The organism is Cupriavidus sp. 22TCCZM01-5, from assembly GCF_057798915.1.
Genome location: NZ_JBYOJR010000011.1, coordinates 43,065 through 58,086, shown reverse-complemented (window position 1 = coordinate 58,086; position 15,022 = coordinate 43,065). Strand labels below are relative to the sequence as shown.

Sequence of the window (15,022 nt, the reverse complement as noted above, 5' to 3'; positions counted from 1 at the left end):
CCCGTTCGGGACGGCCGCACCGGAATATCAGGAATCCCGCGGGATTCGGAAAGTCAGCTCAGGGTGGCAGTCGCCAGCTTCGCGCCGAAGCCGATGAACATGGCGCCAACCCCACTCGACACGCCTGCCGACAAGCGGCGTCGGCGGCGAAACGCGGCAGCCAGTTTCACGCCGACGAAGATCAGCGTCGTCAGGTAGAGGAAGCTGAAGATCTGCACGACCACGCCCAGTGCGAGGAACGCCAGCGCCGGATAGCCGAAGCCCGGGTCGACGAACTGGATGAAGAACGAGATGAAGAACAGGATCGCCTTGGGATTCATCAGGCTGATGACCAGCGCCTTGCGGAACGGGTTGGACTGGTCGACGGGCATGGCCGCGGCGGCATTGATGGCCTGCCCCGCCTGACCCGCCTTGGTCCAGTTGCGCACCGCCTCACGCAGCATGTTGAACCCGATCCAGCCCAGATAGGCCGCGCCGATGTACTTCACCACGTAGAACAACGCCGGGCTGGCCTTCAGCAGCGAGGCCACGCCCGCCGCCGACAGCACCATCAGCACCGCATCGCCGAGGAACACGCCGCATGCGCCCTTGTAGCCCGCGCGCACGCCACGCTGCGCCGCCACGGACAGCACATACATCGAGTTCGGCCCCGGCAGCAGCACGATGAAGATCGTGCCCAGCACATAGGTCCAGAAATCGGTGATGCCGAAGGCGGTATGCATGAAGGTGTTCATGGCGTGTCCTGGTTCCCTGCTCGTCCCTGTTTCTCGAATGGCCTCGCGCTTACTTGCGCGCGTCCGCCATCATCTTCGTGAAGCGGTCGAACAGGTAAGCCACGTCGTTCGGGCCCGGCGACGCTTCCGGGTGGCCCTGGAAGCAGAAGGCCGGCTTGTCGGTCAGCGCGAAGCCCTGCAGCGTGCCGTCGAACAGCGACACGTGAGTCACGCGCGCATTGGCCGGCAGGGTTTCCGCATCCACCGCGAAACCGTGGTTCTGCGACGTGATCATCACACGGCCATCGTCCAGGTCCTTGACCGGATGGTTGGCGCCGTGATGACCGGCCTTCATCTTCAGCGTCTTGGCACCGATGGCCAGGGCCATGATCTGGTGGCCCAGGCAGATGCCGAAGGTCGGGATGCCACGGGCGATGAACTCGCGCGTCGCGGCAATGGCGTAATCGCACGGCTCCGGGTCGCCGGGGCCGTTCGACAGGAATACGCCGTCCGGATTCAGCGCCAGGGCATCGGCCGCGCTGGCCTGGGCCGGCAGCACCGTCACCTTGCAGCCGCGCTCGGCCAGCATGCGCAGGATGTTGTACTTCACGCCATAGTCATAGGCGACCACGTGGAACTGCGGCTTGTCCTGCTTGCCGTAGCCCTCGCCGAGCGCCCATTCCGACTGGGTCCACTCGTACGGTTCCTTGACCGACACCACCTTGGCCAGGTCCATGCCGGCCAGGCCGGGGAACGAACGGGCCAGGTCGATGGCCTTCTGGACGTTGTCCTCGCCGGCCAGGATGCAGCCGTTCTGGGCGCCCTTCTCGCGCAGGATGCGGGTCAGCTTGCGGGTATCGATGCCCGCGATGGCGACGACCTTTTCCTGCTTCAGGTAATGGCCGAGCGTGTGTTCCTTGCGGAAATTCGATGCCAGGATCGGCAGGTCCTTGATGATCAGGCCGGCGGCATGGACTTTCGTGGCTTCAATATCCTCACGGTTGACGCCGTAATTCCCGATGTGCGGATACGTCAGCGTGACGATCTGCCGGGAATAGCTCGGGTCGGTGAGGATTTCCTGGTAACCGGTGATGGCGGTGTTGAACACCACTTCGCCGATGGTATGGCCGGATGCGCCAATGGAATAGCCACGAAAGACCGTGCCGTCTGCAAGCGCGAGAATGGCGGACGGGAAAGACGGTAACACGGGTAGGCTCCTGCTGGACTCACCCCGTGACCGACCTGATCAACGCCTCGTGCCCCTTGGAGATGTCCGGTACGGCTGCATTGGCAGGTTGCCATTTGCGGCGCGACTCGGTCACAGCATGCACTTTGCATCACAAACTTCAATGCTGGCAAAGCTGCGCGGACGGGGGGCGGCGGAAGGTGGAAAGCGGTAGGCGCTAGGGTGAAGGGTTCTGAAAGCGAAACTTTCGAATTATATCTCGCACCCGGCAATTTCTCAAGTTTTCAAGGACTTGCGAGCGGCACGGGCGATGCCCGCGCCGCGCTGTCAAGCCGCTGCCACCCCGGACACAGCGCCTTATGCAGCCGGCGGCACCACCGCCGTCACCTCGATCTCCACCTTGGCGCGCGGCTCCACGAGGTCCGCGACCTCCACCGCGGTCATCGCCGGGAAATGCCGGCCGATGGTGTCCCGGTAATGCTGGCCGATGACCGGGTAGGCCGCCACGTATTCCGCCTTGTCCTTCACATACCACGTCATGCGCGTGATGTGCTCCGGCTTCGCGCCGCCCTCGGCAAGAACGGCGACGATATTGCGCAGGGTCTGGGCCACCTGCAGGCCGAAGTCGTCGGTCTCGAATTCGCACTGGCTGTTCCAGCCGATCTGGCCTCCGACGAAGATGAGCCGGCTGCCGGCCTGCACCTCCGTCATGATGCCGTTGGAATATCCGCGCGGTGCGGCCCAGTTGGGCGGCTGCAGAATCTTCATGATTGCTTCCTGATGTCTCGGTTGTTCGAATGGCTTTGATGCTTCAGATACCCCGGCCACCGGGCGCGGCCGGTCTGGCATCCAGATACTGCTCCATGGCCTGCCGCACGGGGCCTGGCAACGGCCTTGGCGCGATATTTCCCGTATCGACGCAAACCAGCCGCTGCGTCACTTCCAGCCGCAGCCCGCCGTCGGGGCCCACGAATCGCACCTGCACCGTGAAGCTCGATTGCCCCAGCTTGAGCACGCGCAACTCACGCGTGAGCGATTCCCCCAGGCGGCTGGGCGCGACGAAACGGCAGTGCAGCTCGGCAGTCGGCACGCCGGCATGCCCGGCGCCGTGCATGGCACCGAAAGGCCAGTCCAGCGCCTGGGCAAACCAGTCTTCAATGAAGTCATTGAGCATCTCGAAGTAGCGCGGATAGAACACGATGCCGGCGGCATCGCAATGCCCGAAGCGCACCAGCACCGTATTGCGGAATACCGTGATCATGGCTTCCCCGCAGCGGGCGCGTCGCCGTTGGCCTGTTCCGCCATCTGGCGCAGCCGGAAGCGCTGCAGCTTGCCGGTTTCCGTGCGCGGCAGCGCCGGAACGAAAACGATGCGCCGCGGGTACTTGTAAGGCGCGATCTGGCGCTTCACGTAATCCTGCAGCGCGGCGCGCGTGGCGTCGCTGGCCTCCACGCCTTCGCGCAGCACGACGTAGGCCGTCACCACGTGGCCGCGCTCCGCGTCCGGCGCCCCGACCACGCCGCATTCGGCCACGTCCTTGTGCTGCATCAGCGTGCTCTCCACCTCCGGGCCGGCAATGTTATAGCCGGCGGAGATGATCATGTCGTCGGAACGGGCCTGGTAGAAGTAGTAGCCGTCCTCGTCCATGTAGAAGGTGTCCCCGGGCAGGTTCCAGCCGGCCTTCACGTAGTTGGCCTGGCGCGGGTCGTCCAGGTAGCGGCAGCCCGTCGGGCCGCGCACCGCTAGCTTGCCCACCGTCCCCGGAGGCACCGGCTGCATGTCCTCGTCGACGATCTGCGCGACATAGCCTGGCACGACCTTGCCGATGGCGCCCGGCTTCACCTCGGCGCCCGCGCTCGAAATGAAGATATGCATCATCTCCGTGCCGCCGATGCCATCGGTCATCTCGATGCCCGTCGCCGCCTTCCACGCCTGGCGCGTAGCGTCGGGCAGCGCCTCGCCGGCCGACACGCTCTTCTTCAGGCTGCTCAGGTCGTAGCGCGAAGCCAGCGCGGCCATCTGGCGGTAGAAGGTCGGCGCGGTGCACACGATGGTCGCGCGGAAGTCCGCAATCAGTTCCAGCAGTCCGTCCGGCGTGAGCTTCTCGGCCAGCACGGTGCTCGCGCCGATGCGCCACGGGAAGCACAGGATGCCGCCAAGGCCGAACGTGAAGGCGATTGGCGGCGTGCCGCAGAAGATGTCGTCCGGCTCGGGCCGCAGCACGTGGCGCGGGAACAGGTCGCACATCGCGAGCACGTCACGGTGGAAGTGGACGGTGCCCTTGGGCTGGCCGGTCGTGCCGCTCGTGAATGCGATCAGGCAGATGTCGTCGGCCGCGGTGTCGCAGGCATCGAAGGTGTCGGGCTTGCCCTCCATGGCGGCCTCGAGCGAGCCCTCGCCTTCGCCGTTGAAGTACAGCGCCTGGGTCAGGCTCGCGCAGTGGAATTCGCCACCTTGCTGCCGGTTGGCCTCCAGATCCTCGCGCAGCCGCACATCGCACAGCGCCGCGGTGACCTGGGCCTTGTCGAGGATCTGCTTGAGTTCCTTCGCGCGCAGCAGCGGCATGGTCGGCACCGCGATCAGGCCTGCCTTGATGGTCGCGAGCCAGCTCGCGGCCATCATCAGGTTGTTGGGCCCGCGCAGCAGCACGCGGTTGCCCGGCACCAGCCCCATATCCTCGGTCAGCACATGGGCGATGCGGTTGCTCAGCGCCGCCAGCTGGGCATAGGTGACGGTCTCGATGCCGCCATCGCGCCGGTGACGGATGGCCACGCGCTCGCCGCGGCCTTCACGCACATGCCGGTCAACCAGTTCCACGGCGCAGTTCAGGCGCTCGGGGTAGTCGGTGTCTGCATTGAAGCAGAACTCTGGCCATGCCTGCGGCGGCGGCAGCCGGTCGCGGGCGAAGGTATCGAGGTGGGCGGTGGTCGCCATGACTTGCCTCCTGTCTGCTGTGTCGCTGACTTGGTGATGGTGCGATGCCGGGTTGCTGCCGCGCAGGTTCAGCCTGCCTGCGCCGCGAGCGTTTCGCGTGCGATGATCAGCTTCTGCACCTCGGTCGCGCCTTCGTAGATGCGCAGCGAGCGGATCTCGCGATAGAGCCCTTCCACGCGTGTGCCGACCTTGACGCCAAGGCCGCCGAACATCTGCACCGCGCGGTCGATCACCTGCTGCGCGTTTTCGGTGGCCACCATCTTGGCCATGGCCGCCTCGCGCGTGGTGCGCACGCCCTTCACGTCGCGCAGCCAGGCCGCGCGATAGGTCAGCAGCGCCGCCGCGTCGATCGCGGTTGCCATGTCGCCGATGGCCGCCTGCGTGAGCTGCAGATCGGCCAGCACGCCGCCGAACATCGGCCGCGCACGGGCTCGCGCCAGCGCTTCGTCGAGCGCGGCACGGCCAAAGCCGAGCGCCGCCGCCGCGACCGAGGCGCGGAAGATGTCCAGCGTCATCATCGCCACCTTGAAGCCCTGCCCGGGCTCGCCCAGGCGGTTGGCCACCGGCACGCGGCAGTTGTCAAAGCGCAGCGTGGCCAGCGGGTGCGGCGCCATCACGTCGATCCGTTCGGCAATGCTCAGGCCCGGCGTGTCAGCGTCCACCACGAAGGCTGAAATGCCGCGCGCTCCCGGCGCTTCGCCGGTGCGCACGAACACGCAGTAGAAATCAGCGATGCCGCCGTTGGAGATCCAGGTCTTGGCGCCATCGATCACATAGTGGCTGCCGTCGGCATCGAGCCGCGCGCTGCATTGCATTGCCGCCACATCGGAACCAGCGTCCGGCTCCGACAAGGCAAAGGCCGCGATGGCCTCGCCGCGCGCCACGCGCGGCAGGTAGCGCTCGCGCACCTCGGCGCTGCCGGCGAGCGAAATCGCGCCGGAGCCGAGGCCCTGCATGGCGAACGCGAAATCGGCCAGGCCATCATGACGGGCCAGCGTTTCACGCAGCAGGCACAGCGAGCGCGAATCGAGCTTCGGCAAGGCGCCGCCGTGCGCTTCCGGCACGCAGTAGCGCAGCCAGCCGGCCTCGCCAAGCTGGCGCACCAGCGCGCGGCAGGCGGCGTCGGTATCGCTGTGGTCCACCTTCAGGCTGGCCGCGCACCACGCGTCGAGGTCGCGCTCCAGCGCGCGGTGCGAGTCGTCGAACAACGGCAGTTCGAGATAGGTCTTGTCGGACATCGGGAATCCCTTTGGGTTCGTGCCTTGGATAGCGGTCAGTCGCCTTCGAACACAGGCTTGCCCTTGGCGACGAAGGCCTCGTAGGCACGACGGAAGTCGCGCGTCTGCATGCAGATGGCCTGGGCTTCGGCTTCCGCCTCGATGGCTTCGTCGAGCCCCATGTTCCACTCCTGGTGCAGCAGCTTCTTGGTCACGCCGTGCGCGAAGGTCGGGCCCGCTGCAAGCTGCGCGGCGAGCGCGTGCGCCTCGGCCAGTACCTTGTCCGACGCATGCAGCGCGTTGAAGAAGCCCCACTGCAGGCCCTCTTCGGCCGTCATCACGCGGCCGGTGTACAGCAGTTCGCTGGCCCGGCCCTGCCCGATCACGCGCGGCAGCAGCGAGCACGCGCCCATGTCGGCGCCGGCCAGGCCCACGCGCACGAACAGGAATGCGGTCTTGGCCTGCGCCGTGCCCACGCGCATGTCGGAGGCCAGCGCCATCATCGCGCCAGCGCCCGCGCAGATGCCGTCGATCGCGCTGATGACGGGCTGCGGGCAGGCGCGCATGGCCTTGACGAGATCGCCGGTCATGCGCGTGAAGTCCAGCAGTTCAGGCATGCTCATCTTCGTGAGCGGGCCGATGATCTCGTGCACGTCGCCACCTGAGCAGAAATTGCCGCCTGCGCCCGTGACCACCACGGTCTTGATGTCGCTGGCATAGCACAGCGCGCGGAACAGGTCGCGCAGCTCGGCATAGGAATCGAACGTCAGCGGGTTCTTGCGTTCCGGGCGGTTCAGCGTGATGGTGCCCACCTTGCCGTCGTCCGAGACGGACCACAGGAAGTGTTTCGGCGAATAGTCCGCGAAGCTGCGCTTGTGGTGGCGCATGTCGAGTGCGATGTCGGTCATGTTCTCTCTCTGTCTGGTTCTCTCAGCAGCGCCATCCGCTGCCGTGTTCGCTGGCGCTGCGCGCTTACCCTGTCATGACTTCCCCGCCCGCCACGGCGATCGCCTGGCCCGTCACCGCGCTGGCCGATGGGCGGCACAGCCACGCGACGGCGTCCGCCACTTCGTCGGGCTGCACCAGGCGCCGCTGCGGATTGCGCGAGGCCAGTTCGGCGCGCGCCTCGGCTTCGCTGCGACCGGTCTTGTCCACGATATTGGCCACGGCGTCGCGCACGATATCGGTCTCCGTATAGCCCGGGCAAACCGCGTTGACCGTAATGCCGCTGCGCGCGGTCTCCAGCGCCAGCGCGCGCGTCAGTCCGATCACGCCGTGCTTGGCCGCGCAATAGGCGCTGACGTAGCCATAACCGACCAACCCCGCGGTGCTGGCCACATTGACGATACGCCCCCAACCCGCCGCCATCATGGCGGGCAGCGCGGCCTGCGTGCACAGGAAGGTGCCGGTCAGGTTGACGTCCAGCATTCGCTGCCACAGCGCCAGGCTGGTCTTGCCGAACGGCGCGCTGTATGCCTGCCCGGCGTTGTTCACGAGCACGCCGACCGGGCCGGCCTTGGCCTCGGCCGTGGCGAAGGCGGCGGCAACGCTGTCCGCATCGCTGATGTCCGCCGGCACCGCCGTCAGCACGGCGCCATCGGTCAGCAGGGGACGCAGCTCGCCGGCGGCACGTTCCAGCACCTGCACGTCGCGCCCCACCAGCGTGACGCTGGCGCCTTCGGCCAGCAGCCGGCGCGCAATGGCCGCGCCAATGCCGCGTCCGCCGCCGGTCACCAGCGCGTGCCGGCCTCGCAGGGAATCGACCGTCATCGTCAATGCTCCACCACGCCACGGGCCAGGGCCGCGGCGCGTTCGAGGTTGGTTTCGAGCTGGCGCTTGCCGGCTTCATACTGGCGCGGCCAGCTCACGTCGCGGTAGCCAAGCTTTGCCGCTTCATGCAGCGTCCAGGCCGGATCGGCCAGGTGCGGGCGCGCCACGGCACACAGGTCGGCGCGGCCGGCCGCGATGATGCTGTCGACATGGTCGGCCTCGAAGATCGCGCCCACCGCAATGGTCGGGATGCCCGCCTCGTTGCGGATGCGGTCGGCGAAAGGCGTCTGGTACATGCGGCCGTACACTGGCGCCTGGTCCGGACTGACCTGCCCCGAAGAGCAATCGATCATGTCCGCACCGGCTGCCTTGAACGCGCGCGCGATCTCCACCGCATCGTCGGGCGTGATGCCGCCTTCGACCCAGTCGTGCGCGGAAATGCGCACCGACATGGGCTTGTCCGCCGGCCATACCGCTCGTACCGCCGCGAACACTTCGAGCGGGTAGCGCAGGCGACTGGCGAGCGCGCCGCCATACTCGTCGGTGCGCTGGTTGGTCAGCGGCGAAATGAAGCTCGACAACAGGTAGCCATGGGCGCAGTGCAGCTCGAGCCAGTCGAACCCGGCCTCAGCGGCGCGGCGTGCAGCGGCCACGAAATCATCGCGCACGCGCTCCATGTCGGCGTGCGTCATTTCGCGTGGCACCTGGGACTCATCAACGAGGTATGGAATCGGCGAGGCCGACAGCAACGGCCAGTTGCCCTGCGGCAGCGGATGGTCCATCGCCTCCCAGCCAAGCTGCGTCGAGCCCTTGCGCCCGGCATGACCAAGCTGCATGGCGATGCGTGCATCGCTGTTGGCGTGGACGAAATCGACGATGCGCTTCCAGGCATCGCGCTGCGCGTCGTTCCACAAACCCGGGCAGGCCGGCGTGATGCGCGCATCGGGCGACACGCAGGTCATCTCGGCCACCACCATGCCGGCGCCACCAAGCGCGCGCGAGCCGAGGTGCACGAGGTGGAAATCGCCCGGCACGCCATCCACGCTCGAATACATCGCCATGGGCGATACCACCACGCGGTTCTTAAGCGTCACGCCACGCACGCGGAATGGCGTGAACATGGGCGGCACCGGCTTGTCTTCACGCAGGCGCAGCGCCTCGGGCGGCACGCCAGCCTGGCCGGCCAGCCAGTGCTCGAACTTCTGCACGTAGCCAGCGTCGCGCACGCGCAGGTTCTCGTGCGAGATCCGCTGCGAACGCGTCAGCAGCGAGTAAGCGAACTGCTCCGGTTCCAGCCCCGCATAGCGCTCGACGTTCTCGAACCACTCGGTGGAGTTGCGCGCGGCGTTCTGGATCTTCAGCACTTCCACGCTGCGGGTAGCCTCGTAGCGGGTCAGCGCGGCAGGCAGGGAGTCATGCGCGGACGGGCCCGAGCTGGCGATTTCGGTTGCCAGGTCAATCGCATCCTCCAGCGCCAGCTTGGTGCCCGAGCCGATCGAAAAGTGCGCTGTGTGCGCGGCATCGCCCATCAGCACCACCGGCACGCGGCGGCCATCGGGCAGCGTATTCCAGTGCACCCAGTGCTTGCAGATCACGCGCGGAAAGCGGATCCAGTTTGCCGAGCCGCGCAGGTGGGTGGCATTGCTGATCAGTCTGTTGCCGTCGAGGTACCTGGCGAAGAGCTTCTCGCAGTACGCTATGCCCTCTTCCTGGCTCATCTGCTCGATGCCGGCAGCGCGCCAGACCTCTTCCGGCGTCTCCACGATGAAGGTGGAGGTGTTATCGTCGAAGCGGTAGGCATGTGCCTGGAACCAGCCATGCTCGGTCTTCTCGAAGGCAAAGGTAAAGGCGTCGAACAGCTTGTGCGTGCCAAGCCAGACGAAGCGGCACTGGCGCGTATCGATATCGGGCTGGAAGGTGTTGGCGTAGCGCGTGCGAATGCGGCTGTTCAGGCCGTCCGAGGCGATGACGAGGTCGGCCTGGTATTGCATGGCCAGGGTCTGGTCGTCCGTTACATCGGTCTCGAACACGAGCTTCACGCCGAGCGCTTCGCAGCGCGCCTGCAGGATGTTGAGCAGCCGCTTGCGGCCAATGCCGATGAAGCCATGCCCGCCGGAGCGGATGGTGCGCCCGCCGATATGAATATCGATGTCGTCCCAGTGATTGAAGGCTTCGTTGATCTCGACGGCGCTGACCGGGTCGGCCTGCTTCAGGTTATCCATGGTGGCGTCTGAGAACACCACGCCCCAGCCAAAGGTGTCGTAGGGCCGGTTGCGCTCCACCACGATGACTTCGTTGGCCGGATCCTGCAGCTTCATCAACAGGCCGAAGTACAAGCCTGCCGGCCCGCCACCAATACAAAGCACTCGCATCTGTCGTCTCCTGCCCGGGCTGCCCGCCAGCGGCGGGAGCGCATCTAAATCATGTCTAAATATTTTATGCTTCAAATATTAGCCCGCAAGCGTGGCCGGTGCAAGTCGAATCTGCGATGTGCCCCGAGCGGCGCACATCGCAGGTTCGTCAGCCCTTCAGGGCCGACAGCAGTTGTTCCAGCGCAGTGGGATCTTCGATCGTGGTGAGGTCGCCCGGATCGCGCCCTTCCGCCACCGCCTGGATGGCGCGCCGCAGCAATTTCCCGGAACGCGTCTTAGGCAGTGCATTCACAAAGAATACGCGCGCCGGCCGCGCCACGGCCCCAAGCTGCTGCTCCACCGTCTTCATGAGTTCGCCCTCGAATGCGAGCCGCGCCTCGGGTGTCGCGGTGCGCGTGGCGTCGCGGGCAATGCAGAAGCCCATCGCCACCTGCCCTTTGAGCGCGTCCTGCACGCCCACGACCGCGACTTCGGCCACGCCCGCGTGGGACGACAGGCTCTCCTCGATCTCGCGCGTGCCCAGGCGGTGGCCGGCCACGTTGATGACGTCGTCGGTACGGCCCAGGATGAACACGTAGCCGTCTTCATCGCGCACGCCCCAGTCGAAGGTCGAATAGCACAACCGGTTCGGCACCGCCGACCAGTACGTCCGCACGAAGCGTTCGTCGTCACCCCACACCGTGCTCATGCAGCCGGGCGGCAACGGGCCGTCGATGGCCACCACGCCCTTCTGACCGGGGGCGCATTCCTCGCCCGTGTTCTCGTCGACGATGCGCAGGTCATAGCCATAGGCCGGCACGCCCGGCGAGCCGAGCTTGGGCGGCAGCACGGCAATGCCGCGCTGGATGGCGATGATCGGCCAGCCCGATTCCGTCTGCCAGTAGTTGTCGACCACGGGCTTGCCGATGCCATCCTGGATCCATCGCGCGGTAGGCTCGTCGAGCGGCTCGCCGGCCAGGAACAGCAGCCGCAGGCTTGAGAGGTCGTATTTCGTCAGGAAGGCGGGGTCCTGTTTCTTCAGCACGCGGATCGCGGTGGGCGCGCTGAACATCAGGTTGACCTTGTACTGCTCCACGAGCCGCCACAGGATGCCGCCGTCCGGGCGGATCGGAGTGCCTTCGTACATCAGCGTGGTCATGCCCGCCAGCAGCGGACCGTAGACGATGTAGCTGTGCCCGACGACCCAGCCGATGTCCGACGCCGTGAACATGGTGTCGCCGGCCTTGCCGCAGAAGATGTACTCCATCGAGGTAGCCAGCGCCACCGCATAGCCGCCGGTGTCGCGCTGCACGCCCTTGGGCTTGCCGGTGGTGCCCGACGTGTAGAGCACGTAGGACGGCTCGGACGAGTCCAGCCAGGTGCATGGCACCTCGGTACCGGCCACGCGTTCGCGCCAGGCCGCGTAGTCTTCATCGCGGCCTTGCACGCGTGGCATGTCGGCGAGCTGGCGGTCGACCAGCAGCACCTTCCCGGGCTTATGGCCGGAGAGCCGGATGGCCTCGTCGAGCAACGGCTTGTATGGCACCACCTTGCCGGCCCGCGAACCGGCGTCGGCGCTGACAATCACGCGCGGCTGCGCGTCGTCGATGCGCGCCGCCAGGCTGACCGAGGCAAAGCCGCCGAACACGACCGAGTGGATCGCGCCGATGCGCGCGCACGCCAGCATGGCAAACGCCGCCTCGGGAATCATCGGCATGTAGACCAGCACGCGGTCGCCCTTGCGTACGCCAAGCCCTTGCAGGATGGCCGCCATGCGACTGACCTCGTCGTGCAGCTGGGCATAGGTGTAGGTGCGCTCCTGCTCCGTTTCGGTGGACACCCAGACCAGCGCCGGCTGCTGCGCGCGCGTGGCCAGGTGGCGATCCACGGCGTTGTGGCACAGGTTCGTGCGCCCGCCGACGAACCAGCGCGTAAATGGCGCGCGGCTGTTGTCGAGCACTTGTCCGAACGGGGTTTCCCAGTCGATGCGCTGCGCCTGTTCGGCCCAGAACCCCTCGGGGTCGGCCAGCGAACGGGCATGCACGGCATGGCTTGCCGTCATGGCAGGTCTCCTCCGCGTCTTGCGGGTAGTTATTGTCGTGCTAGTTTGCCACCGGCACGGCGTCCTGTGCGCCCCCCCCCGTCCGTTGTGCTTGGCAGGCGCCGCTGTTTCGCCGGCGGCGCCGGCGAAACAGCGGCGCCCGCGAAGAACGACACCCCAATCCCGACCACCTTCCTCCCCGCCTACCGGGCCTTACCTGCCTTAGACGCCCCCTTGGCCGAGGCCTTCACCGCCGGCGCCGACTTGGCCGCCGCCGAACGCGAAGCCCCGGAGCCCTTGCTGACCGCCTGGCGCGGCGCGGCTTCCACCGTGATGCGCTTGCGCCCTTCGGCCTTGCCCCTGGCGGGCGCCGATACGCGCACCACTTCGGGCTTCTCGGTGGCCGGCTCCGCGCGCGCCGTGCGCGCGGCCCTGGTCGCTCCACCAGCGCGGACCGGCACCATCAGCACCAGGCTTTGTCCCGCAACCAGCTTGGTGCCGGAAAGCTTGTTCCACGATTGCACCTGGCTCGGCGACACGCCATAGCGGTGCGCCACCGTGGCCACCGTGTCCCGGCGGCTGGCGCGCACCACCACGCGGCGCGCATCGGGCAGGTCAGGTTCCATGGCCAGCATGGCGCTGTCCGCCAGCGTCGCACTGATGTCCTGATCATGGTGGCCCGAACGCGGGATCATCACCGTCGAGCCGGCCTTCAGCCGCATGCCGCGCGGAATGCTGTTGATCTCGCGCAGCGTATCCGGATCAATGTTCAGGCGTGCCGCGAGCGATTCCACGCGCTCGCGGTTATCCACCGTCACCGCTGTCCAGCTCGACAACCCGCCCCGGTAGGTGTTCAGGTTGTACTGGAAGCGTTCGGCGTTATCGAACGGCAGCAGGATCTGCGGGTTCGACGCGCCCAGGATCACTGGCTGGTTGAACGACGGGTTCAGCGCCTTGAACTCTTCGAGGGACATATTGGCCAGCTTGGCCGCCAGCGTGACGTCGATATCGCGGCTCGTGGTGACCGTGACGAAATACGGATGGTCCGGGATATCGGGCAACCTGACGCCATACGCGGCCGGGTTGGCGATGATGTTCTTCACCGCCTGCAGCTTCGGCACGTAGTAGCGCGTCTCGTTCGGCATCGTCAGGCTGGCGTAGTCGGTGGGCAGGCCACGCGCCTGGTTGCGCGCGATCGCGCGCGAAACCGCCCCCTCGCCCCAGTTGTACGCCGCCAGCGCCAGGTGCCAGTCGCCGAACATGTCGTAGAGGCGCGCCAGGTAGTCGAGCGCGGCATCGGTCGAGGCCAGCACATCGCGGCGCTCGTCCCGGAACATGTTCTGCTTGAGGTTGTAGGTCTTGCCTGTACTCGGGATGAACTGCCACATGCCCGCCGCCTTGGCACTCGATTGCGCCTGCGGATTGAACGCGCTCTCGACGAACGGCAGCAGCGCCAGCTCGGTCGGCATATTGCGCCGCTCCAGTTCCTCCACGATGTGATACAGGTAGCGGCTCGACCGCGCCACCATGCGCTCCATGTATTCCGGGCGCTGCGCGTACCACTGGGTGCGGTCGTCCACCAGCGTCCCCTCCAGGTCCTGCATGGCGAAGCCACGGCGGATGCGGTCCCAGATATCGGAGGACGGGCCGCGCAGCCAGTCCAGGCCAGGCTGATCGGCGTTGATTTTGGCGGCGCCAGGTGCGAGCGTCTTGTCGACGCTGAGCGTGTTCAGCGGATCCTTGCCGCTGCGCGTGGAAGTCAGGGCGGTCGGGGCGCCGGACGCATCGGCGCCGGGCGGTGTGGGCGTGCTGGCGCAGGCTGCGAGCAGCACCACGCTTGCAAACACCGCCAGTAATCGACCAAATTTCATTAAGTTCTCGAATTGTGACGCTAAAAGGTTGCGTGATGCTAAAAAAAACGGGCTTTCGCGTCAATGAGATTTTCCAAGCGACAAATATGCCGGCGCGCGCCCTGTCGCCGCCGCACTCGCGCCGATGCGGTTCAGCGGAAATTGTCCTTCCAGCCCCGCAGTGCGCCAAACGCCTCGGCATCGCCCGCCACATTGCCGCCCTGCGCCTGCACCGCCGCACGCACGGCCGGCTCGCGTGAACGCAGGAAGGGATTGACCTCGCGCTCGAGCGCGATGGTGGACGGCACGGTCGGCTGGCCCTGCCCGCGCAACGCCTCGACGCGCGCATCCCAGGCAGCCAGCGCGGCATTGCCGGGCTCCACCGCGCGCGCAAATCGTACATTGCTGCGCGTGTATTCATGCGCGCAGTACACGCGCGTGTCTCCTGGCAGCGATGCAAGCTTGTCCAGCGACGCCAGCATCTGCGCGGGCGTGCCTTCGAACAGTCGGCCGCAGCCCGTGGCAAACAGCGTATCCCCGCAGAACACGGCCGGCCCCGCTCCCTGCAGTTCGCCGACATAGGCGACATGGCCTGCAGTATGGCCCGGCACGTCGAGCACGCGCAGTTGCAGCGCGGGCGCCTGCAGCGTCACCGTATCGCCTTCGCGCACGGCCTGGGTACGGCCGCCAATGCGCTCCGCGGCCGGGCCGATCACGGGCATAGGCGAGCCGTCGGCCGTGGCCGGGTGCGCGGCAAGCAACTCGGCCACACCACCCTGGTGATCGCCATGGTGATGGGTGATTACAATAGCGCCCAGAGCCAGGCCCTTGTCCACCAGGAACCGCTCCACCGGCGCCGCCTCGCCGGGATCGACCACGGCAGCATTGCGGCCGTCGTGGATGGCCCAGATATAGTTATCCTGAAATGCGGGGATCGGCTCCACTTTCAACATGCGTGTA

The 15,022-nt window shown here is 66.7% G+C and carries 12 protein-coding genes; all 12 read right to left on the bottom strand.

Annotated features, from left to right (window positions below):
• Positions 1 to 53: 53 nt before the first annotated feature.
• The 12 genes from leuE to gloB all read right to left on the bottom strand — a co-directional run bounded on the left by leuE (position 54) and on the right by gloB (position 15,015).
• Positions 54 to 734 (bottom strand): leucine efflux protein LeuE, encoded by a 681-nt coding sequence (leuE, locus tag AC3FNH_RS13085; protein WP_488720327.1) that lies wholly within the window; start codon positions 732 to 734, stop codon positions 54 to 56.
• Positions 735 to 783: 49 nt separating this feature from the next.
• Positions 784 to 1,920: a glutamine-hydrolyzing carbamoyl-phosphate synthase small subunit gene (gene carA / locus AC3FNH_RS13080; protein ID WP_488720326.1), complete on the bottom strand. Its 1,137-nt coding sequence runs from the start codon at positions 1,918 to 1,920 to the stop codon at positions 784 to 786.
• 336 nt (positions 1,921 to 2,256) lie between these two features.
• On the bottom strand, positions 2,257 to 2,667 hold the full coding sequence (locus AC3FNH_RS13075) for a RidA family protein (protein ID WP_488720325.1): 411 nt from the start codon (positions 2,665 to 2,667) through the stop codon (positions 2,257 to 2,259).
• A gap of 43 nt (positions 2,668 to 2,710) precedes the next feature.
• Positions 2,711 to 3,160 carry an acyl-CoA thioesterase gene (locus AC3FNH_RS13070; RefSeq protein ID WP_488720324.1) on the bottom strand — a complete coding sequence of 150 codons (450 nt, stop codon included), beginning with the start codon at positions 3,158 to 3,160 and terminating at the stop codon, positions 2,711 to 2,713.
• Entirely contained in the window at positions 3,157 to 4,833 is a 1,677-nt protein-coding gene (locus AC3FNH_RS13065; RefSeq protein WP_276099985.1) for an AMP-binding protein, read from the bottom strand. The genes AC3FNH_RS13070 and AC3FNH_RS13065 overlap by 4 nt, the downstream gene beginning before the upstream one ends.
• A 68-nt stretch (positions 4,834 to 4,901) precedes the next feature.
• The gene (locus AC3FNH_RS13060; protein WP_488720323.1) at positions 4,902 to 6,071 is read right to left on the bottom strand and encodes an acyl-CoA dehydrogenase family protein; all 1,170 of its coding nucleotides are present in this window, start codon (positions 6,069 to 6,071) and stop codon (positions 4,902 to 4,904) included.
• A gap of 35 nt (positions 6,072 to 6,106) precedes the next feature.
• A complete protein-coding gene (locus tag AC3FNH_RS13055; RefSeq protein WP_276099983.1) occupies positions 6,107 to 6,958 on the bottom strand; it encodes an enoyl-CoA hydratase family protein in 852 nt (283 codons plus the stop codon).
• A 64-nt stretch (positions 6,959 to 7,022) separates the two neighbouring features.
• The gene (locus tag AC3FNH_RS13050; protein WP_488720322.1) at positions 7,023 to 7,820 is read right to left on the bottom strand and encodes an SDR family NAD(P)-dependent oxidoreductase; all 798 of its coding nucleotides are present in this window, start codon (positions 7,818 to 7,820) and stop codon (positions 7,023 to 7,025) included.
• A 2-nt stretch (positions 7,821 to 7,822) separates the two neighbouring features.
• On the bottom strand, positions 7,823 to 10,192 hold the full coding sequence (locus tag AC3FNH_RS13045) for a bifunctional salicylyl-CoA 5-hydroxylase/oxidoreductase (protein WP_488720321.1): 2,370 nt from the start codon (positions 10,190 to 10,192) through the stop codon (positions 7,823 to 7,825).
• 148 nt (positions 10,193 to 10,340) lie between these two features.
• Positions 10,341 to 12,233 (bottom strand): propionate--CoA ligase, encoded by a 1,893-nt coding sequence (locus AC3FNH_RS13040; protein WP_488720320.1) that lies wholly within the window; start codon positions 12,231 to 12,233, stop codon positions 10,341 to 10,343.
• 182 nt (positions 12,234 to 12,415) lie between these two features.
• The gene (locus AC3FNH_RS13035; RefSeq protein ID WP_276099979.1) at positions 12,416 to 14,083 is read right to left on the bottom strand and encodes a transglycosylase SLT domain-containing protein; all 1,668 of its coding nucleotides are present in this window, start codon (positions 14,081 to 14,083) and stop codon (positions 12,416 to 12,418) included.
• 131 nt (positions 14,084 to 14,214) lie between these two features.
• Complete coding sequence (gene gloB, locus AC3FNH_RS13030) at positions 14,215 to 15,015, bottom strand: hydroxyacylglutathione hydrolase (protein ID WP_276099978.1); 801 nt, start codon at positions 15,013 to 15,015, stop codon at positions 14,215 to 14,217.
• Between the last annotated feature and the right edge of the window lie 7 nt (positions 15,016 to 15,022).